16 protein-coding genes are annotated in these 21248 nt (G+C 72.5%); 3 read left to right on the forward strand and 13 right to left on the reverse strand.

Annotated features, from left to right (window positions below; genetic code table 11):
- Positions 1-8: 8 nt before the first annotated feature.
- The 6 genes from ASG88_RS14495 to ASG88_RS14520 form a co-directional block, all read right to left on the reverse strand.
- A complete protein-coding gene (locus ASG88_RS14495) occupies positions 9-710 on the reverse strand; it encodes an NAD-dependent deacylase (protein WP_056888129.1) in 702 nt (233 codons plus the stop codon).
- Positions 711-714: 4 nt separating this feature from the next.
- The gene (locus tag ASG88_RS14500) at positions 715-1110 is read right to left on the reverse strand and encodes a hypothetical protein (RefSeq protein ID WP_157559744.1); all 396 of its coding nucleotides are present in this window, start codon (positions 1108-1110) and stop codon (positions 715-717) included.
- 407 nt (positions 1111-1517) lie between these two features.
- Positions 1518-2057 carry a TetR/AcrR family transcriptional regulator gene (locus ASG88_RS14505; protein WP_056888131.1) on the reverse strand — a complete coding sequence of 180 codons (540 nt, stop codon included), beginning with the start codon at positions 2055-2057 and terminating at the stop codon, positions 1518-1520.
- Between the two features lie 77 nt (positions 2058-2134).
- Positions 2135-3754: an MFS transporter gene (locus ASG88_RS14510; protein WP_082600460.1), complete on the reverse strand. Its 1620-nt coding sequence runs from the start codon at positions 3752-3754 to the stop codon at positions 2135-2137.
- 128 nt (positions 3755-3882) lie between these two features.
- On the reverse strand, positions 3883-5748 hold the full coding sequence (locus tag ASG88_RS14515) for a PA domain-containing protein (RefSeq protein ID WP_056888133.1): 1866 nt from the start codon (positions 5746-5748) through the stop codon (positions 3883-3885).
- Between the two features lie 189 nt (positions 5749-5937).
- On the reverse strand, positions 5938-6873 hold the full coding sequence (locus ASG88_RS14520) for a 1,4-dihydroxy-2-naphthoyl-CoA synthase (protein WP_056888134.1): 936 nt from the start codon (positions 6871-6873) through the stop codon (positions 5938-5940).
- Between the two features lie 83 nt (positions 6874-6956).
- Between ASG88_RS14520 and ASG88_RS14525 the strand changes: the two genes are divergently transcribed.
- Both ASG88_RS14525 and ASG88_RS14530 read left to right on the forward strand, forming a co-directional pair.
- Positions 6957-7397 carry a nitroreductase family deazaflavin-dependent oxidoreductase gene (locus ASG88_RS14525; RefSeq protein ID WP_056888295.1) on the forward strand — a complete coding sequence of 147 codons (441 nt, stop codon included), beginning with the start codon at positions 6957-6959 and terminating at the stop codon, positions 7395-7397.
- A gap of 40 nt (positions 7398-7437) precedes the next feature.
- Positions 7438-8757 carry an MFS transporter gene (locus tag ASG88_RS14530; RefSeq protein ID WP_056888135.1) on the forward strand — a complete coding sequence of 440 codons (1320 nt, stop codon included), beginning with the start codon at positions 7438-7440 and terminating at the stop codon, positions 8755-8757.
- Between the two features lie 287 nt (positions 8758-9044).
- Here the strand turns inward: ASG88_RS14530 and ASG88_RS14535 are convergent, their stop codons facing one another.
- The 4 genes from ASG88_RS14535 to recC form a co-directional block, all read right to left on the reverse strand.
- Positions 9045-9638 carry an ACT domain-containing protein gene (locus tag ASG88_RS14535; RefSeq protein ID WP_414858644.1) on the reverse strand — a complete coding sequence of 198 codons (594 nt, stop codon included), beginning with the start codon at positions 9636-9638 and terminating at the stop codon, positions 9045-9047.
- A gap of 95 nt (positions 9639-9733) precedes the next feature.
- A complete protein-coding gene (gene recD / locus ASG88_RS14540) occupies positions 9734-11488 on the reverse strand; it encodes an exodeoxyribonuclease V subunit alpha (protein WP_200956455.1) in 1755 nt (584 codons plus the stop codon).
- A complete protein-coding gene (locus ASG88_RS14545) occupies positions 11481-14822 on the reverse strand; it encodes a UvrD-helicase domain-containing protein (protein WP_056888137.1) in 3342 nt (1113 codons plus the stop codon). Before ASG88_RS14545 ends, recD begins: the two co-directional genes overlap by 8 nt.
- On the reverse strand, positions 14819-18169 hold the full coding sequence (gene recC, locus ASG88_RS14550; protein WP_056888138.1) for an exodeoxyribonuclease V subunit gamma: 3351 nt from the start codon (positions 18167-18169) through the stop codon (positions 14819-14821). Before recC ends, ASG88_RS14545 begins: the two co-directional genes overlap by 4 nt.
- A gap of 85 nt (positions 18170-18254) precedes the next feature.
- On the opposite strand from recC, the gene ASG88_RS14555 reads away from it, so the two are divergent.
- Positions 18255-18920: an HAD family hydrolase gene (locus ASG88_RS14555; RefSeq protein WP_056888139.1), complete on the forward strand. Its 666-nt coding sequence runs from the start codon at positions 18255-18257 to the stop codon at positions 18918-18920.
- Between the two features lie 87 nt (positions 18921-19007).
- Here the strand turns inward: ASG88_RS14555 and ASG88_RS22685 are convergent, their stop codons facing one another.
- The 3 genes from ASG88_RS22685 to ASG88_RS14565 all read right to left on the reverse strand — a co-directional run bounded on the left by ASG88_RS22685 (position 19008) and on the right by ASG88_RS14565 (position 21213).
- Complete coding sequence (locus ASG88_RS22685) at positions 19008-19181, reverse strand: CsbD family protein (protein WP_082600464.1); 174 nt, start codon at positions 19179-19181, stop codon at positions 19008-19010.
- A 156-nt stretch (positions 19182-19337) separates the two neighbouring features.
- Positions 19338-20801 (reverse strand): S8 family serine peptidase, encoded by a 1464-nt coding sequence (locus tag ASG88_RS14560; protein WP_235534861.1) that lies wholly within the window; start codon positions 20799-20801, stop codon positions 19338-19340.
- Positions 20802-20937: 136 nt separating this feature from the next.
- Complete coding sequence (locus ASG88_RS14565) at positions 20938-21213, reverse strand: Rho termination factor N-terminal domain-containing protein (RefSeq protein ID WP_056888140.1); 276 nt, start codon at positions 21211-21213, stop codon at positions 20938-20940.
- Positions 21214-21248 lie beyond the last annotated feature (35 nt).

Consider the following 21248-nt stretch of genomic DNA (forward strand, 5'->3'; position numbering starts at 1 on the left):
AGCCGGCCTCAGGCCTGCCCGAGCACCTCGTCGACCCACGCCGGGACGAGCTCGGTGGCCGGGCCGCGACGGGACTGGCCGACGTCGCCGCTCGCCTCGCTCGCGTCGAGGTTGAGCTCGAGGGTCTCCTTGCCGTTGCCGACCGCGTAGTGCACGAACGCCGCGGCGGGGTGGACCAGCCCCGAGGTGCCGATCGCGACGAAGAGGTCGCACTCCCAGAGCGCCTCCTCGATCGCGTCCATGCCGTGGGGGACCTCGCCGAACCACACCACGTCGGGGCGCAGCGCCGGCTCGTCGCAGGACGGGCACGCCGGGCGGTGGCCGAGCGGACCGTCCCACTCCGTGCGCTCGTCACAGGCGGTGCACCACGCGGCACGCAGGCGGCCGTGCATGTGGTGCACCCGGCGCGAGCCGCCGCGCTCGTGCAGGTCGTCGACGTTCTGGGTGACGAGGTGGAGCCGGTCGCCGAGGGCGTCCTCGAGCCGTGCCAGCGCCCGGTGCGCCGCGTTGGGCCGGACCCGGGCGAGGGCGGCGCGTCGCTCGTCGTAGAACCGGTGCACGAGGGCCGGGTCGTCGTCGTACGCCTCGGGGGTGGCGACCGTCATCGGGTCGTGGCCCTCCCACAGGCCGTCGGCGTCGCGGAAGGTCGGCAGGCCGCTCTCCGCCGAGATGCCGGCTCCGGTCAGGACGACGATCCGTGGTGTGTGCACGGGATCAGTCCTCGTCCGCGACCCAGTAGATGCCGGCAACCGAGTCCCCGAGGATGGCGACTCCGCTGTCGAAGGTGGCATCGGTGGCCGGAGCCCAGGCCTTGGGTGACTCGTGCGGCAGTCCCTCGGTGTTGGTGGCGCACTGCACGTGCGGGCCGAACGCCGACACGAACTCGGCCGCGAGTGCTTGCGCCGGGAGCAGCGGCATGATCTCGGCGTTGTAGGCCAGATCGCGATGCAGGAGCCCGGTGATGATCCGAGCAGCTCGCTCCGCGTCCACCACGACCCAGCTGTCGGAGAGAGGTCGCAGACCCACCGCCCGGCTCGCGTCGTCGAAGCTCGTGATCCCGCGCGACTCGTCCACCGCGAGCCAGACCCGCCCGACGGGACGATCGCGCATCGACGTCAGTACCTCGCGACTCACCACCACGGGGACCAGCCAACCACGCATCGCACGGTCACACGCCGACCCGGTCTTGCCAGCAGCGGGGCCTCCGCTTGGCGTGCGCAACGGCGACGATGGCCAGCCTCATGCGACGTGCGTGGCCTGGCGTGCGGCTCGTCGAGCAGCCGACTCGGCGACGAACGGCCAACAGGCACAGCAGCCTCCAACGAGCCCGTCGTCCAGGAGGTTGAAGGAGTGCTGTTCGCCTCGGGGGTGGCTACCGTCATCGGGTCGTGGCCTTCCCACAGGGCGTCGGCGTCACGGACGGTCGGCACACCGCTCACGGCCGCGATGCCGGCTCCGGTCAGGACGACGATTCGCGGAGGGCGCACGGGATGAGCCAACCACGCCCACCACGTGGGCTACTGACGGTGCGCGCCGCCCACCGCCCCCAGGACCGTCGTCATCAGGGCCGACTCGAGCGTGTGGGGCGGCAGCAGACCGGTGGTCAGCTCGTTGCTGGCGGTGTGGACGATGGCCATCACGACGGAGAGGTGCCATGCCGCTGGCACATCTGATCGGAACGCACCGCTGCGCTGGCCACGTTCGATGAGCGGCTCCAGAATCTCGAACACGGGGCGGTGGAGCCGGTGAAGGTCCGGTGGCGACTGGCGGGCGTTGATCTGGACGAGAGCATGGGAACGGCCGAGCTCTCGCCATGCCGCCGCGAGCACCCGTCGCAGGGCGTCCGCGGGATCGCCGCGGTCGGGCCCCGCGGCCGTGACCGCACGAGTCACCTCGAGCACGGTGTGCTCGGTGACGGCCTCGATGAGCGACTCACGGGTCGGGAAGTGGACGTAGACGGTGGCGCGAACAACGCCAGCGCGACGTGCGATCTCAGCCATGCTGGCTTCGGAATCGATCGCGAGGGCCTCCAGCGCGGCGTCCAGGATGCGCGCCACGCTCCGCTCTGCGTCGGCACGTCGGGGCCGAGGACTGCGAGGAGCCGAATCAGGGCGGGTGTCAGGGGGCGTCATTGCTAGTGAATCCTCATCGGTGCCGGCGCCAACTGCAACCGTGGCAAGAAGGTCCGCGCGGACGGCAGGACGACAAGCGCGACCAGACCGCCCACGCCGGCGATCATGCCGGCAGCCAGGAAGGCATCTGCGATCCCGTCGGCGCCGATCGGAGCGGCCCCCGCTCCCGTGGCCGCCGTGGCGATCGAGACGAGCACGGCCACACCGAAGGAGCCGCCGACCTCGTGCCCGGTGGTGTTGAGGCCCGAGAGCATTCCGCTCTCTTCGTCGCGCACACCGGTGAGGACCGAGAAGGCCACGCCCACCAGGACGACCCCGAGGCCGAGGCCGCTCAGCACCATGCCGGGCAGCAGGTCGATCCAGTAGCCGCTGGTGCGGTCCACCCCGGCGAGCAGCAGCATCCCGACCGTCACGCCGGCGAACCCGCTGGTCATCGGGACACGTACACCGTGGCGATTCACCGCCTGGGTGCCCAGGTGCGCACCCACTCCCGCTGCGACGGCGACAGGAAGGAACGCCAACCCGGTCTCCAACGGACCGGCGCCCAGGACGTTCTGCAGGTAGAGCGAGGAGAGCAGGAACATCCCGAACAGCACGGCCGACGCGGCCAGCATCAGCTGGAATCCACCGGCGACGGCACGGTCGGTGAGACGTTGGATGCGGAGCAACGGCTGGGCGGTTCGAAGCTCCATGCCCACGAACCCGGCCAGCCCGACGGCTCCAGCCAGGCCGAGGCCCAGCGTCTGGGTCGACGCCCACCCGGCACTGCCCGCCTGGGAAACGGCATACAGGACGGCCGCCAGGCTGACCGTCACGAGTGCCGCGCCGCGCAGGTCCAGGCCACGCCACTGGGGCCGCGCGGTGTCGGCTGGTGCAACCTTGATCGCGGCAGCTGCGAGTGCGGCGCCGACCGGCAGGTTGATGTAGAAGATGGCGCGCCAATCGGCTACTTCCGTCAATGCCCCGCCGAGGAGGACGCCGATGGCAGCGCCGGCCCCGCCGACCGCACCCCAGGCCCCGAGGGCCTTTGCGCGCTCCCTGCCGTGGAACGCCGTGTTGATGAGGGACAGGGCGGCGGGCGAGAGCATCGCAGCGCCGAGTCCCTGGCCGGCGCGCGCGACGAAGAGCATGGATGCGTCGAGGGACAGGGCGGAGGCGAACGAGGCCACCGTGAAGACGGCCAGACCGGCCAGGAAGAGGCGTCGGCGGCCGAGCAGGTCTGACGCACGTCCGCCCAGCAGGAGCAGGCTGCCGAAGATCAGCGAGTAGCTGGTGATCACCCAGCTCACATCGCCGCCGCCGATGCCGAGGTCAGCCGCCATGTCAGGAAGGGCGACGTTCACCGCCGAGATGTCGAGGATCACCATCAGCTGCGCCACCAGCAGGACGCCGAGCAGCCCTCGACGGGGAGGGGCGCCACTGGCGGAGGGGAGATCCGTATGGCTGGGAGCGTGGAGGTGCATGATGCTGTCCTTTCGCCGAACATGGACACGCGTGTCTGAATTAGTAAGCCAGACATGCGTGTCTGATGTCAAGGGGACTCCGCTCAGTGGTCCCCACGAAAGGACGCCGCCGCTGACGGCAGCGCCAGGTAGAGCAAGCGCGTCGGCGTCGTCGCCCATCGGTACGGGCGAGCACGACCTCGATCACGGCTGATCGACAGACGGCTGCTCATCGGGGTTGCGGCCGCTCGATCGCACCTGGGCCCCGACGTCCGGACCGGACCGGGGCCCGGACGTCGCGGGTGAGCTCAGCCGGTGTACTCGAAGATCCAGAGTCCGTGGTCGCGGTCGCTGGCGGCGACGTACTCGGTGCCGTCCTGCTCGAACACCTGGACGCCCCAGAAGTTGTTGCCGCTGGCGTCGATGTAGTGACCCTTCTCGACGATCTCGTCGCCCTCGATCTCCGCCACCCGGAATCCGCCCGCGTAGTAGGAGAAGTAGAGGCGGTTGGCGACCTGGCGGGAGGTGGCCACCTCGTGCACGGAGAGATCCCCGAACCCGCTGGCGTAGGCGGGATCGTGTGCTTCGGGGATCGCGTAGGTGTCCAGCTCGGTCATCTTGCCGTTCTGGTTGCCGAACAGGTGGACGTAGCCCCAGCCGTCGAAGTAGGACGAGAAGGTCAGGGTGTCGCCGACGGCCCCGACGGGGATGGGCGCGAGCTGCGTGCCGTCGCCGGCGAGGCATGCCGCGTCGTCGTACTGGTCCTCCGCGCCGAAGATGGCGTATCCCTGCTGCCTGGGTGCGACACCGAACGTCGGGATGTCGCCGTCGACACTCATGCCGAGGGTCTGGTTGCAGGCGTCGGATGCTGTGCGGTTGAAGATCAGCACGGCCGCGTAGCCGCCGGCGGCAACGACGTTGGTGACCTTGTCCGTGAAGGCGCACACCCCTCGTTCCACGACCGCGATCTGGGTCCCGTCACCGGTCGGGACGGCGGTGTCACCGGGGCAGGCGCGGCCCACGAACCTGGCCTCACCGGTGATGGTGTCGCCCTCAGCCAGCGGGGTGGTGTCGCTGCCCTGGCTGGCCGTGATGTCCGTGCCGTCGGTGTCGTTGCGTGCGATGAGGGCGTAGGGAGCGAAGTCCTCGTCCGCGCCGATGACGTACTGGTTGTCGGAGGTGAACTCGGCCTGGTGGCCGTTGCCCTCGGGAGGAACGGTGAACCCGCTCTCCGCTGCTTCGGGGTCGGGGTTGGTGAAGTCGGTGTCGCCCAGGTAGGCGGGGTTGTGCACGTCGGTGACGTCGACCTTGACGTAGCCGGCGTCCCAGTAGGACAGCAACATGACCTGACGACCGTCGATCTCCTTGACGACCATGTCGTGGAGGAAGATCTCGACCAGGTTGCTGGGAGCGGCCTGCTTGATCTGCGGGAAGAGCTCGTCGAGGTCGTACTCGGCGGTGAGGAACGGCTTCTTGGGGTTGGTGATGTCGACGATGTCGACGTCCTTGCCCTCCTCGTTGTCGACGATGACGGCGTAGGCCCTGTTGCCGGCGTCCCAGGCGAAGACGCTGTGGATCTCGTTGGCGGCCTTCTTGCCCTGTCCGTTGACGGTGAAGTCGCCGATTCCTTCGGCGAGGGGGGTGGGGGCCTCCGGGTTGGTGACGTCGTAGATGTTCATGCCGCCGAAGCCGGCGTTCTCGTTGCACTTCTCGTTGTTCGACACGAGGACGTCGCCCTGGAAGGCGGGGGTGTCCATCGAGAGCGCCTGGATGCCTTCGCCCGGATAGCTGCCGTGCTTCGCACCGATGAAGGCGACCTCCCGGGGGGTGGTCACGTCCGAGATGTCGACCACGTGCACGCCGTTGTACTTGCACGTGACGACGCCCCACGCGGCGAGGTAGGCGTAGTCCTTGTGGACCCCGACGTCGGCGATCTTCTCCGGCACGACGTTCTTGAGCCTCAGCTTGCTGACCACCTGGATGTTGTCGGTGGCGCTGGCTGGCAGGTGGCCGCTGGTCTCACCGTGCTGGTGGGCGTCGCGTGGTCCGTCGGAGTGGGGGAGACCGCCGTCGGACTCGGGCTCGGGGTGGGCGGCAGCGGTGCCACCGAAGGCAAGGATGAGTGCGATGGCAAGAGTGGCCCTCGTGAGGCCGCGTCGAAAACGTAGTGACATGGATTCCTCCAAGCCAGCCGTGGCGGCGAGGGATCGCCGGGCGGACGCGGCTGCTCGCAACCGACACTAGAACTCCCGGATCGGGAGCGTGTAGACCCCTTTATTGGGTAGATGGGCGATCCGGTGCCGGCGCTCGCGTCCAGGGGTGGGTGTGGCCACCATGTCGCGGACCTGCGCGAACAGGGAGGATCAGAAGTACCAGGGGTACGGCGACCAGTCCGGGTCGCGCTTCTCGAGGAACTGGTCGCGACCCTCCTGCGCCTCGTCGGTCATGTAGGCGAGCCGCGTCGCCTCGCCGGCGAAGAGCTGCTGCCCGACGAGCCCGTCGTCGAGGAGGTTGAAGGAGTACTTCAGCATCCGCTGCGCGGTCGGGGACTTGCCGTTGATCGTGCGGCCCCACTCCAGCGCGGTGGCCTCGAGGTCCGCGTGGTCGACGACCCGGTTGACCGCACCCATCCGGTGCATCGTCTCCGCGTCGTACTCGTCGCCGAGGAAGAAGATCTCCCGGGCGAACTTCTGCCCCACCTGTCGGGCGAGGTACGCCGACCCGTAGCCGCCGTCGAAGGAGCCGACGTCGGCGTCGGTCTGCTTGAAGCGGGCGTGCTCGCGACTGGCGAGGGTCAGGTCGCTGACCACGTGCAGGCTGTGCCCGCCACCGGCCGCCCACCCGGGGACGACGCTGATGACGACCTTGGGCATGAAGCGGATCAGCCGCTGGCACTCCAGGATGTGGAGGCGGGCCAGCTTGGCCTTGTCGATCGGGTTCGGCGGGGCGCCGGCGTCGTCATGACCGCCGGTCTCGTACTGGTAGCCCGCCCTGCCGCGGATGCGCTGGTCGCCGCCGCTGCAGAACGACCACTTGCCGTGCTTGGCGCCGGGACCGTTGCCGGTGAGCAGCACGCAGCCGACGTCCGCGCTGGTGCGCGCGTGCTCGAGGACGCGGAGCAGCTCGTCGACGGTGTGCGGGCGGAAGGCGTTGAGCACGTCGGGCCGGTCGAAGGCGATCCGCACCGTCCCGTGCTCCTTGGCCCGGTGGTAGGTGAGGTCGGTCAGTTCCTCGAAGCCGGGCACGTCGTCCCACTGGGACGCGTCGAAGATCTCGGACACTCCGTCGATCGCACTCATGGCGGCAACCTAACGCCCGCCACCCGTCGTACGCCGACCCGGTCCACTGGAATCCGGGACGTGGACGTGGTGTTGTGGCCGGCATGGCACTGACAGGCGAGTACGTCCCCAGCGCGACGAAGTGGGTCCGCGACAACGTCGAGGAGTACGAGGCGTCCGACGGGGAGAAGGGCGGCACGCTGCCCGGCACCCCCTACCCGGTCGTGGTGATCACCTCGGTCGGCGCGAGCTCCGGCAAGCTGCGCAAGAACCCCGTCATGCGCGTCGAGCGCGACGGCGCCTACCTCGCGGTGGCCTCCAAGGGCGGGGCGGACGACGACCCGGCCTGGGCCGACAACTTCCGCAAGCACCCCGAGGTGGAGCTGCAGGACAAGGCCGAGAAGCACACCTACCGGGTCCGGGAGCTGTCCGGCGACGAGCGTGAGGACTGGTGGGCGCACGCGGTCGCCACCTGGCCGACGTACGCGTCGTACAAGGAGAAGACCGAGCGCCAGATCCCGCTGTTCCTCCTCGAGCGGGACTGAAACCCGGCACGAGGCACCCTCCGGATCCCACAATGAGCCGGTGACCACTCCCGCACCGGCGCTGCGATCGGCCTTCGACGAGCCGACGACCACGCCGCCGGTGCGGTGGACGCTGTCCCTCGTGCTGCTCAATCTCGGCATCATGGCCGCGTGGTTCGGCCCGATCCAGGTGCTGCTCGCCCAGCAGGCCGAGGACATGGCCGCGGCCGAGGTGGGCGGGCCCAGCAAGGAGGTGCTGCTGGCGGTCGTCCTGCTCACCGGGGCCACGGTCTCGATGGTCTGCAACCCCGTGTGGGGTGCCTTCTCCGACCGCACCACGTCGCGCTTCGGTCGGCGGGTGCCGTGGGTCGTGGGCGGGACGGTGACCGGGGCGGCGGCCCTGGTCCTGCTCTCCTGGGCGGACGGACCGGTGTGGCTGGTGCTGGGCTGGTGCCTCGCGCAGCTGGCCCTGAACGCCGCGTGGGCCGGTGGCACCGCGGCCGTCCCCGACCAGGTGCCGGTCCCGCGGCGTGGGCTGGTGGGCGGCCTGATCGCGATCGCCGGCACCGTCGGCGTGCTGCTCGGCATCAAGATCGCCGAGCTCACCGGCTCGATCGCCCAGGGCTACCTCGTCACGGCGGTGACCGTGCTCGTCCTCGCGGTGCCCTGGATCCTGGGCTCTCGCGACGTCCCGCTCCCACGCGACCACGTGCTGCCCCCGTTCGACGCGCGCGCGATGCTGCGGTCCTTCTGGGTGTCGCCGCGCGAGCACCCCGACTTCGCGTGGGCCTGGCTCACCCGGCTGCTGGTCAACCTCGGCAACTGGATCGCCCTCAACTACCTCTACTACTTCCTCACCGACGGCCTCGGCTTCGGCGCCGACGACGCCACCGGACGGCTCGGACTGCTCGTCCTGCTGTACGGCGCGACGACGGTGGCCACCACCGTGCTGGTCGGTTGGTGGAGCGACCGGATCGGGCGGCGCAAGGTCTTCGTGGTCTGGTCCGGGATCCTCATCGGGGTCAGCTCACTGGTCCTCGGCGTCGCCCAGACCTGGACGGGGGCGGTCGTGGCCGCGGTGGTGCTCGGGGCCGGGTTCGGGATCTACCAGGCGGTGGACTTCGCGCTCATCACCCAGGTCCTGCCGTCGGCGGAGGGGCGCGCCAAGGACCTCGGCGTCATCAACATCGCGGCCACGCTCCCGCAGGTGCTGGCGCCCGCGATCGCTGGGCTGGTCCTGGAGGTCGTCCGGCGGTCCGGTGGATCGGTGATCACCGAGGGCGACTCCTGGTCGCTGGGCTACGGGATCGTGTACGCCGTCGGCTTCGTGCTGTGCCTCGTCGGCTCGGTGCTGGTGACCCGCATCCGGTCGGTCGCCTGACCGCTCGCCACCGGACAGGGACGGGGGAGCACGATGGTCTCCGGGGCGCCGCCGGCGCCGGGACGACTCCGTCCGGACTGGCGGGGGACGACGACAGTCCTCGGGTCGGGATGTCGTACGCCGCCAGCTGCGGCGGAGGCCCGTCGCCTCGTTGCGGGACTGGCGGGGGACGACAGCTGTCTGGGCGTTCGCGTTGTCGTACGCCGCCAGCTGCGGCGGCGGCCAGTCGCGGCGGACCCCCGGCGGGCTGCGGCAGCCGGGCACCGGCCGCCCCCGGGGAGGCAGGATCAGGCGCGGCTGATGGTCTGCGCGAGCCCGAGCAGGTGGCCGAGCCGGGCCAGCTCGGAGTCGAGGAAGTCGGGGCCACCCCGGCGGCCGAGCACGATCACGTCGCCGTCGATCGGCGCGCCGCACAGCAGGGTCACGTCGTCGACGCCCTCCAGGCGGGTGGGCCGCTCGAGCCCGATCCAGCCGAGCGTGCCTGGCGCGGCGTCGGTGGCGCGGACGATGCTGCCGTCGGGGGCGATCCGCGAGGCCCAGTCGACGCGGAAGGTGATCGGCAACATGTCGAGGACCCGGTTGATCGCCTGGGCGGGCTGGGCGGTGAGCTCCTCGACGACCTCGAGGTCGAGGAAGAGGTTGCCGCCGGCGCCGTACCGGTTGATCCAGAGCACCTCGACGCCGTCGAGGGCGTTGCACGCCGAGACCACGGAGTCGGGCATCGTGCCGTGGCCGATCTCGAGGAGCACGTCGTCGACCGCGCGGCCGTCGACGCCCTTCTCGACGATCTCGATGGCCTCGATGTCGCCCCCGGCCTCACCGATCGCGCTCGCGACGCGGCCCAGCGACCCCGGGACGTCGGGGAGGGAGACGCGCAGCAGGAACGGCATGGCCCGAGGCTAGCGGGGACGCGTTGCGCAGGTGTTTCCCGTACCGCAGCGTGGGCGGCGGTCCCGGAGTCCGAGCGATCGTGCTGTCACGACCCGGCCAGGCGCACCCGCAGCCCGCTCGCGCGCTGGGCCTGCCGCTCGATCGCGGCCCGGACCGCGGGCTCCGGACCGATGACCCGCACGCGGCGTTGGGCGCGCGTGACAGCGGTGTAGAAGAGCTCACGGGTCAGGAGCCGCGACTCCACGTCGGGCAGCAGCACGCTCACCACGTCGGCCTGGCTGCCCTGGCTCTTGTGGATCGTCATGGCGTGCATGGTCTCGACGTCCCCGAGCCGGGACGGGGCGAAGTGGAGCGGCTCGGCTCCCGCGCCGGCGATCGCGACCCGTCGCCCGCCGTCGGGCATCGCCACCACGACGCCCGTGTCGCCGTTGTAGATGCGCAGGGCGTGGTCGTTGGCCGTCACGAGCAGGGGACGGCCGAGGTAGTCGCGCTCGTGGAGCGGGTCACCCGTCTCGGCGGCCAGCCACTGCTCGATGCGCCGGTTCCAGTGGCGGACGCCGTAGGGGCCGTCGCGGTGGGCGCACAGCAGCCGGTGCCGGTCGAGGGCGGCGAGGGCGCGGGTCATGTCCCCGGCCACCGCGGCGTCCCGGACCGCCAGGGCCGCGGGCAGTGCGGTGCTGCGGATCTGCGAGGCCGGGTCGGCGTCGGTCACCCACTCGACCTCCTCGTGGCCGGCCGCCAGCACCTCCAGGGCGGCGTCGGCGTCGCCCACCCGGAGCGCCTCGGCCAGGGACCCGATCTCGGCACCGAAGCGGTGCGTCGTACGCAGGGCCGCGACCGGGGAGTCGGGGCGGCCCTCGTATCCGCGGACGAGGTCCGTCAGCACCGCCCCGGCATCGACCGACGACAGCTGGTCGGGGTCGCCCACCAGCACCAGCCGGGCGTCGGGCCGCACCGCCTCGAGCAGGCGGGCCATCATCGTCAGCGACACCATCGAGGACTCGTCGACCACCACGACGTCGTGGGGCAGCCGGTTGCCGCGGTGGTGCCGGAAGCGGGTGCTGTTGCCCGGCAGCGGTCGCAGCAGCCGGTGCAACGTCATCGCAGACAACCCCTCGAGCCGCGCCCGGTCGGCGTCGCCGAACCTCGCGGCCGAGCGGTGGACCGCCTCCTCCAACCGGGCCGCGGCCTTGCCGGTCGGCGCCGCCATGGCGATGCGCAGGCTCTCCCCGCGCGCCTGGGCCTGCTCGTGCAGGGCGACGAGGAGGCCCGCGACCGCGGTCGTCTTGCCGGTCCCTGGCCCGCCGGTGATGACGGTCGTCCACTGACCGGCGGCACCGCGGCACGCCGCCTGCTGCTCGGAGTAGCCCTCGCCGAAGACGCGACCGAGCGCGGTGTCGACCACGGCGGCGTCGTAGGGCGGGGCGGACGCGGCGCGGGCGGTGAGGTCGTCGAGGACCTGCGTCTCCTGCTCGTGGTAGCGGTCGAGGTAGAGCAGCCCGTGCTCCCAGTGCAGGACCCCGAGGTCGACGAGCGGGCTGGCGGCGACCGCGCTCGCCCAGGCGGCAGGCTCGGGCCACGGCAGCGGCTCCTCGACGGGCAGGTCGGCGATGGTCGCCAGGTCGAGGCAGATCGATCCGGCCCGGACGGCCCGCGCGGTCAGCGCGATCGCGAGCAGGACGGACGCGTCGGACTCCCCGCCGAGCCGGCCGAGGTTGGTGGCGACGTGCACGTCGGCGGAGGTGACGACGCCGGCCGTGTTGAAGGTGGCGAGCAGGCCGTCCGCGCCCAGGGCGAGGCGCGCGTCGGTGGGGTCCAGGACCTCGAAGACGTCACTCACGTCCGACTCCGTCCAGCAGGTCCGACAGGTCCTCGACGAGGGCGACGGGGGGCCGCCAGGCGAAGACACCGCAGGGGGCGCCGGTGACCCGGGGCGTGTCGGGCCCGCACATGCCGCGCAGGTAGAGGTAGAGCACGCCGCCCAGGTGCTCGGCGGGGTCGTAGCCGGGGAGCCGCCAGCGCAGGTAGCGGTGCAGGACCACGACGTAGAGCAGCGCCTGGAGCGGGTAGTCGGAGTGCCCCATCGCCTCGTCGAGCACCGCCGGGCGGTAGTCGTGGGCGGTCAGCGGCGCGGCCAGGTCGCCGAGCCAGTTGGTCTTGTAGTCGGCGGTCACGTAGCGGGTGCGGCCCTCGACCTCGACCCGCATCACCAGGTCGATCGACCCGGTGAGGTAGCCCGTGAGCTGCTGCCCGGCCAGCCCGGGGTCGCCCTCGAGCGCGTCGGCGTAGCCGCGGACCGGGTCCCCCTCGGGCAGGTGGCGTCGCAGGAGCGGCGCGAGGTCGCCGAGCCGGACGGTCTCGGTCCGGTACGACGCGTCGTCACCGCCGGCGAGCGGCAGCTCGAAGTCGAGCTCGGTGAGCCGGTCCGCGGACGCGATGTCGAGCAGCGTCGCCTCGGCCGCGAGCGGACCAAGCGGGCTGGAGCAGACGGCCACCAGCGCGTCGGCGAGCTCTTCGGCGTCGAGGTCGACGGGCCACCAGACCCGCTGCTCGGCGATGTGGGCCAGCACGTCGGCCCGGAAGTCGGCCGCACCGGGATCGGCGTGCTCGAGCACGGCGTGGACCAGCGATCCGAACGTCGCCCCCACCGGGAGCGTGGCCATCGGCGAGGGCACCGCGGCGAGCGCGAGGTCGGGCTGGTCGGTGGAGGGCTCGAGGTCGAGCAGTCCGAGGTCGTCGTCGTCCTCGAGCTCGGGGACCTCCTCGGGCTCGGACAGCGAGCGGTCGGAGCCGTGCGGGGTGGAGGCCGCCGCGGACAGGGACGAGTAGGAGGTGCGACGCCATGCGGTGTCGACCCCGCGGGTGAAGCGCCGGGCCGCGAGGTCGAGGACGGACTGCTCGATGGGAGTCGGGTCCGGCGGCGGGCTGTCGGCGCGCTCGGGCACCGGCCCGCCGGCCGCCTGCCAGTGGCCGAGGATCTCCTGGACCCGGTCGTCGGTGACGACGGCCTGCTCGTCGGGCACCGCGGACATGCCGGGCCGACGCCCGAAGAGCAGGCGGTGCAGCGGCGAGCCGGGGGCGTTGAGGGCGGCCGGGGCGTACCACGCCACCACCTGGGACTGGGCCCGGGTGAGGGCGACGTAGAGCAACCGCAGCGACTCGCCGGCGTCCTCGCGGCGGTGCCGGGCGACGTGCTCGCCCCGCCACGGGCTGGCCCCGCCGACGTCGCGGGCGCGGTGGCCGTCGGCGTCGTGGAAGAGCGGCACGTCGGGGTCGTTGCCGGTGTAGCGGTTCCACAGGGTGGGGGCGTAGACGATGGGGTACTGGAGGCCCTTGCTGCCGTGGATCGTCACCAGCTGGACCGCCGCGGCGTCGGAGTCGAGGCGACGGGTGCGCTCGGAGGCGACCTCGACCTGCTCGTCGGCCACCTGCGCCCGCAACCAGGCCAGCAGCCCGACGATGCCGAGCCGCTCGTCCACCGACACCTTGTGCAGGGCCTCCCCGATGTGACGCAGGTCGGTCAGCGTGCGCTCGCCCCCGACCCGGGCGAGCACCCGGGCGGTGAGGCCGTCGACCACGGTGGCCTCGAGGACGGCGGCCACGCCCCGGGCGGCGAAGACGTCGGCCAGGGTGCGGACCCGGTCGGCGAGCCGGTCGGTCTCCACGTCCCCGCCGCGGTCGAGACCGTCGGCGGAGACACCGAAGAACGACGTGAGCGCCGCCGCCCGCACCCGGTCGGTGCGGTGCGGCTGCTCGATCGCCTCGAGCAGGGTGAGCCACTCGGTCGCTGCCGGCGTGTGGAACACGGTGCCGCCGGAGCTGATCACCGCGGGCACCCCGAGCTCGGCGAGCGCCTCCTGGACGGCCTGGAGCTCGGCCCGTCGCGCGGCCAGCACGGCCACGTCCCCGGGCTCGAGGTCGCGACCGTCGAAGGTCGGCCTGCTGAGCAGCAGCCGCTTGATCTCCCGGGCCACGTCGAGGGTGACCTGGTCGCGCCAGCGGCCGACGGTGACCTTTGCGCGCGGACCCACCCCGAGCTCGTCGCGTCCGACCACCCGGACCCGGAAGGGCTCACCGGCCCCCTGGAGCCGGGACCCGCCGTGTGACGCCTCGACGGGGTGCACCACGATCCGCTCGTCGCCCAGCTCGGCGGCACCGAGCATCGCCTGCAGCCGCTCGAGGAGCGCCTCGTCGGAGCGGTAGTTGACCCCGAGGGTCTGGGTCGTGCCTGCCGTCTCGGCCGCCCGGAGGTAGGTGACGATGTCGCCGCCGCGGAAGGCGTAGATGGCCTGCTTGGGGTCACCGATGAGCACCATGGTCGCCGCCCCGGTGAACGCCCGGTCGAAGACCTGCCACTGCACCGGGTCGGTGTCCTGGAACTCGTCGATCAGCACGACCTTCCAGCGGTGCCGCATTCGCGCGCGGGCCGGGGCGTCCTCGTCGGCGAGCGCGTCGGCGAGCTGCACCAGCAGGTCGTCGTAGCTCAGCACGCCCAGGCGTCGCTTGCGGGTGTCGATCTCGGCGAGCACGTCGAGGGCGAACTGCACCCGTGCCGCCGCCTCGGAGTCGGGCGCCTCGGCGAGCGCCTGCCGGGGCTCGACGACGGCTCGTGGGTCGCCGACGACCTCGCGGGCGATCCGCAGGGCGACGTCGCGTGACCATGGCGGGGTGCGGTGCCCGGCGAAGCGGGCGAGGTAGAGGTCGTCGACGACCTCGGTGGTGAGCTGGTCGAGGTCCTCGACCAGGGTCGCGGACGCGTCGGTGTCGCCGGCCACCCCGAGGCTGCGGAGCACGAGCTGGCAGAACTGGTGGATCGTGGCGATCGTCGCCGCATCGAAGGAGACGAGCGCGTCGGTGAGGCGACGCGCCCGCCGACGCCGCTCCGCGTCGTCGGCGTCGAGCAGCCAGGTGTGCAAGTCGTTGGGCCCGCGGTCACGGGTGGGGTCGTCGAGCACGTCGGCCGCCTCGACGAGCGCGGCACGCACCCGCTCGCGCAGCTCCTGGCTGGCCGCGCGGGTGAAGGTCACCACGAGCATCTCGTCGAGCGTCGCCTCGCCCGCGGCGACGTACTTGGTGACGAGCGCGGCGATGGTCCACGTCTTGCCGGTGCCGGCACTCGCCTCCAGCAGCGTGGTGCCGGTGGGGAGCGGGTCGCGGATGGAGAACGTGTTCACAGCGACCTCACCAGCTCGTGCCCCTCGCTGAGCAGCGGCCCCCAGGTCAGCCAGCTGTAGTGGGCGAGCCGGTGGGGTGCCGGGCCCGACTCGTCACCGCGCAGCGGCGACCTGAGCAGGGAGTACGGCGCGTGCTCGCCGAAGGCGCGCACGTGCCACGGGTCCTGGTCCTCGCGTGGGAAGCGGGTCTCGTTGAAGCGCGGCGTCGTCCACTCGCGCTCGGCCTTGACGTCGGGGTCGGCGTCGCGGCCGGTCATCGCGAACCGATAGTCCTCGGCGTAGGCGAGCGAGGTCTTGACCGGCAGGGGCAACGGCTCGCACTGACCGCGGTCGTGGACGTCGATCAGCTGGCGCAGCCACGCGCGGGCCTGGCGCTCGGGCAGCGGCCGGATCATCGCGACCTGGCCCCCGGTGCGGTGCTTGCCGACCGTGTGGGCCGTCCAGTTCTCGTCGGGGTGGCCGGCGGCCAGCGCGAGCGCGTCGATCCACGCGGCGATCCGGTGCTTGGCACCCAGGCTCGAGTAGCTGACCCGGACGAGGTTGTTGCCCCAGATGTTGCCGACCGTGCCGGTGACGCGGCGGTCGCCGAGGTCGATGTCCACGTCGAGCGAGCGGGCCGGGCCGGTGCGCAGCGACAGGCCGTGAGTGACCAGGGGACGCACCTTCTGCACGATCGAGGTGAGCACCCCGACCCCGAGCTCGCCGGGGGGCAGCAGGCCGCGCAGCTGCTCGGCCACCATCCCGGTCTGCGGGTCCGCGCCGGCGAGCACGTCGGCCACCAGCCGGTCGCCGACCGCCCACTGCTCCAGCCCGTCGAGCACGATCGGCACGGCGTCCTTGGCCTCGTCGGCGTCGTAGGGCGTGCTGACCCGCAGCCGGGCCTTGAAGAAGCCGCGCACCGGGTGCTTGAAGTAGTCGTGCAGGTCGGCGAGCTCCACGTCAGCGACGGAGCCGGGGTCGAGGGCCGACAGGGGCTCGGGCACCAGCTCGCGCAACTCGATCCGGGGGCGGCGCGCGGCCAGCGCGCCGGCCAGCGCGGTCTGGTCGAAGGTGAACGGCTCGGTCCCGCCCAGGCGCCCGCGCACCAGGTTGACCTCGTCGAAGGGCTGGAGGGGGTGGTGCACGAGCACGTGCTCGCGCACCGGGTCGGCAGCCGTGCGGTCGAGGGCGTCGAGCAGCTCGCCGAGGGGGACGGCCGGCGGGCGGGCGGCGCCGTTGTGCTCGCCGTGGCCGGTGTAGGTGACGACCAGCGTCTCGGTGGCCGCGCCGATCGCGTCGAGGAGCAGCTGCCGGTCCTCGGAGCGCAGGTCGCGCTCGCCGGTGAGGGGGCGCCGGGCCAGCACGTCGTCGCCGTCGATCGAGGCGATCCGGGGGAACACCCCGTCGTCGAGCCCGACCAGGCACACCACCCGGTGCGGCACCGAGCGCATCGGGACCATCGTGCAGACGGTCAGGGTGCCGGTGCGGAAGTTGGAGCGCGTCGGCCGGCCCCGGAGCCGGTGCTGGAGCAGGGCGCGCACGTCGGCGTGCCGCAGGGTGGTGGTCGCGCCGCTGACGCTCGAGGTGATCCGGCCGATCTCGCGGTCGAACTGGGCCAGCTGCCAGGCGTCGGCCAGGGCCGTCGACGTCAGCGCGTGCACCGCCTCGGAGATCGCGGAGGTCCACTCCTCGACCGTCTGCGCCCGCTCGGCACGGGCGGTGAAGGAGTGCAGCCGCTCGACCAGCTCGGCGAACCGACCGGCCAGCTCGAGGTCGCCGTCACCCACGTCGTCGATCGGCAGCGTGCCGCCCACGAAGCGGTGTCCCTGCCCGGACATGGCCGCGCCGAGCAGCACCCGGCGCATCCCGAACCGCCAGGTGTTGGCGTCGACCGGGACGCCGAAGGTGCGGCGGTGCGCCGCGTCGTAGCCCCAGCGGATGCCGGACTCGGCGACCCAGTGGCCCACCCGCTCGAGGTCGTCGTCCCCCCACCCGAAGCGGGTGCGCACCGGATCGGCGCCGGCCAGGTCGAGCACCTGGGTGGCGGTGAGGCGGCCCCCCGCGAGCTCGACGAGCGCGGCGGCGACCCCGAGCAGCGGGTTGGTGGCACCCAGCGACCTGTCGGCGAGACGGACCCGCAGCTGGTGGGCGGGATGCCCGGCGCCGTCGGACGTGACGTCGGCGAGCCCGAAGCCCGCGGAGATGAGCGGGGCGTAGGACTCGATGTCCGGGCACATCACGAGGATGTCGCGCGGCTCGAGGGTCGGGTCGTCCTGGAGCAGGCCGACCAGCACCTCGCGCAGCACGTCGACCTGGCGGGCCGCGCCGTGGCAGGCGTGCACCTGCACCGACCGGTCACCGGGCGCTCGCCGTGCGCGCAGGTCTGCCTCGGGGGCGGCGTTGGCGCGCAGGTCGTGCTGGAGCCAGCCGAGCAGCGAGTCGGGCAGGGGAGGGGTCGCACCGACCGTCACGGGAGCCTCGCCGAGCCCGCGGCGCAGCTCGCGGGAGTCCCGGCCGAGCGAGGCGAGCAGCGGGTGGCCGACGAGGTCGGCCGACGTGTCGGCGGTGCGGGGGACCGGGCCCTCCGCCGCCGTGGGCGCGAGGTCGCGCCACAGCTCCGTGGACGCCTGGGGCAGCCAGAGGTGCACCTCGCGGAGGTCGCCGAGGGCCCGCAGCAGCGCGACCTCGGTGACGGGCAGTCGCGTGTGGCCGAAGAGGGACAACCGCGGCGGCAGGTCGAGGTCGTCGCCGCCGGACCGGAGACGGTCCACGGTCTCCGCGTGCCGGACGTCGGGCGGCGTGGTGCCCACGTGGACGAGGAGCCGGCGCCACAGCTCGGCCTGCCAGCTCAGGTCGGGATCGAGCGGACCCCCGGCCCCGTCGGTGTCGCGCCCCTTGCGCCAGTCGGTGACCAGCGCCGGACGCTGCACGGCGTACGACGCGAACAGTCCCGCCAGCCGCCGGGCCACCGCGTAGCGGCGGGCCTTGCGCTCGGCCCCGCGATCCGCGTGGCCGAGGTGCCGGCTGAGCGCCTCGAAGCCGGTCTCGCCCAGGCACTCGTCGACGACCTCGAGCAGCGGCCACGCCAGCCGGTCGGGCTCCCAGGGGTCGTCGGAGTCCTTGCCCAGCAGCATCGACACCAGCGAGTGCGGGGTCACGAAGTCGACGCCGGCGCAGACGCCGTCGCCCGAGCGCGCCCCCACGCCGAGGCGGTGGCTGAGCCGCTGGGTGACCCAGCGCTCCACGCCCCGCGCCGGCACGACGACGACCTCCCGCGCGAACGGGTCGTCGAGCGGGGTCGCCAGCAGGTCGGCGAGCCCGTCGGCCAGCGCGTCGGTGCGCTCGGCGACGTGGAGGTGCAGGGCCATGGCGTCACCCTGCCATCCGGCACCGACACCGCACCCGGCCGGACACGCGGACCGGTGCACCACGTGCCGCGACTACCGTCGGTCCATGGACACCCCGGTCGTTCTCCTGGACATCGACGGCACCCTCGTCGACTCGACCTACCACCACGCGATCGCGTGGCACCGTGCCTTCGGCGCCCACCACGTCGAGGTGCCGCTGTGGCGGATCCACCGCACCATCGGGATGGGTGGCGACAAGCTGGTGGCCGAGGTCGCGGGCGACGCCGTCGAAGCGGCCCACGGCGACGGCCTCCGGACGAGGTGGGAGCAGGAGTACGCCGCGCTCCTCGACGAGGTGTCGCCGCTGCCGGGAGCGCGCGACCTGGTGCTCGACCTCCACCAACGGGGCCTCGTGGTCGTCCTCGCGTCGTCGGGTGCCGAGCGCTTCAGCCACGAGGTGGTGCGGCTGCTCGACGTCGGGGACGAGGTGGCAGCGGTGACGTCGTCGTCCGATGCCGAGGAGTCCAAGCCCGACGCCGACATCCTCGCCGTCGCGCTCGACCGGGTGTCGGGTGAGCGGGCCGTGGTCGTCGGGGACACGCCGTACGACGTCGAGGCGGCCGCCCGGATCGGGCTGGCGTGCGTGGCGGTGCTGACCGGCGGCTACGCCCGGGCCGAGCTCGAGGAGGCGGGTGCCGCCCTGGTGGTCGAGGCGGCGGCGGACCTCGTCGGGCACGAGTGGGAGCCCCTGCTGAGGACCGCCCGCAGGTAGTCCGGGCGTCCCGGAAATGACACGAGGGACACCGACCCCCATCGATGTCCCTCGTCGTCGTCCATACGGACGACCGTCCCCGAAGGGTCAGTGCTTGAAGGCGTCCTTGACCTTCTCGCCGGCCTGCTTGATGTCCGAGGAGGCCTGGTCGCCCTTGCCCTCGGCCTCGAGGCGCTCGTTGTCCGTCGCCTTGCCGGTGGCTTCCTTGCCCTTGCCGGTCAGGTCCTCGGCCGCGTTCTTGATCTTGTCGTCAAGACCCATGACTCACACCTCGTTCGCACGATTGGTCCCCGGGCGGGCCGGGCTTGCTTCGAACCTGCCACCCGCGCGGAGGGAAACCAACACCCTTCCGGGTGGTGCCCCGGCGGTCGCCCTCCCCCGGGGCGAGGGCGAACGCCGGAGCGGATCGGGGTGCGATCAGCGGACCGCCTGGGCGGCGGCCACGACGTCGACGAGCCCGTAGCCCTTGTCGAACGAGGTCGTCCCGAGGGGACCCTGCTCGTAGGCGGCGCCGTCGGCGTACTTGTGGGCGGTCGTCTTCATCGCGGCCTCCACCTGCGCGGGGGTCGCGGCCGGGTTGGCCTGGAAGAGCTGCGCCGCGATGCCGGCGATGTGCGGTGCCGCCATCGACGTACCGCTGATCGTGTTGAACGTGCCGACGTCGAGCAGGCCCGGGCCGTTCTCCGGGGCGAGGCCCGTCGCGCAGATCGCCAGGTAGAGGCGGCACGAGGAGGTGATGTTCTCGCCCGGTGCGGAGATGTCGGGGTACGTCGACTGGTCGCCGTCCGCGCCGCGCGAGCTGAAGTCGGACACGACGCCGTCGCGGGTGCCGGTGTCCTGGTCGTAGTAGGACGCCACCGAGATGATGCCGCCGGTCGGGTCGGTGCCGGGCGGGTTGGACAGGCTCTCCGAGCCGTCGCCGCCGTCGTTGCCGTTGGCCCAGACGGTCGCGACGCCCTCGGCCACCAGCGCGCGCTGGAGCTTGACGGTGGCCGACTCGGGGTCGAACTCGCCCCCGCCGCTGGGGCCGTAGGAGTTGTTGGTGACCTTGATCGGCGGGCACTCGGCGGCCGGGACGCCCTCGCCGCACGGGGCCGCGTGGTTCTCCAGGACCCAGTTGAGCGCGGCGTCGGCACCGATGATGAACAGGCCGGCCCCGGTGGAGAGGGAGACGAGCTTCGCGCCCGGCGCCGCTCCCTGCAGCTGCTTGCCGCTGCTCAGGGTCACCGGGTTGCCGGCGACGATGCCGTTGACGTGGGTGCCATGGCCGCCGACGGACAGTGTGTCGGTGTCGACCGTGGTGGGCAGCTCCTGCACCGTGCAGAACGCCTCGAGCGGGTCGCACAGCGTCTTGAGGTTGGCGACCACCGCGCTGCTGCCGTCGGCCTCGGCGAAGTAGGGGTGCGTGGGGTCGACGCCCGAGTCGATGACCGCGACGCTCACGCCACGGCCGGTGAGCTCCTGCCCGTCCGCCCCGGTCAGGGTCTGGGTGGCCTCGTAGCCGCGGGTCGCGATGTTGCTGGTGTCCTGGAAGAGCTCGATGCCCTGGTTGCCCTCGACGTAGGTCACCCCGGGCTCCGAGCGCACCGCCTGGACCTGGCTGCCGGTGCCGGTGGCCACGACGACGCCGATCCTGTCGAAGCTGGTCACCGCCGTCATCCCGGTAGCGGCCACGGCGTCCCTCGCCTGCTGCAGCGTGGCGCCGTGCACCATCACCGCGGTCGGCGCGCCGGCGTCGAGGCGCGACAGCTGGGTGGCGAGGTGGGACGACACGTTGGCGCGGTCGCCGGACTCCGCAGCGGTGGCCGTCGTCGGTGCCACGAGGCTCGCCGAGGCGACGAGCGCCGCAGCGCCCATCGACAGGGTGGTCTTGATTCGCACGATCGCATCCCTCCGCGCCCCGTCGCGTCGGTGCGGCGGACCCGGGTCGGCCGGGTCACGGGGCGATGTCGGCTTCAACGAGCCCACACCGCGAGGGTCACGCGTCGATCCGCCCGGAAGGACGGTCGGGGGAGGATCAGTGGTGGCGCAGGGCCTCGATGAGCTCGGCCTTGCTCATCGACGAGCGGCCCTCGATGTCGAGCTCGGCGGCGCGCTTGCGGAGCTCGTCGACCGTGCGGTCCTCGTAGTCCGTCGCCTCGCCGCCGCGCTCGCCCACCGCGGACCGACCCCGGGCCGCCGCCGCGTTGGCGATCCGCGCCGCCTTCTCCTTGCTCGCGCCGTCGTCACGCAGCGCTTCGTAGACCTCCGGGTCCTTGACGCTGGGTCCCGGGTCCTTCTTCTTCTCCGCCATCGCTCCTCCTGGTCCTGGTTCCCTCGACCCTCGCG

It is taken from the genome of Nocardioides sp. Soil777 (genome assembly GCF_001428425.1).
Lineage (GTDB): Bacteria > Actinomycetota > Actinomycetes > Propionibacteriales > Nocardioidaceae > Nocardioides > Nocardioides terrigena.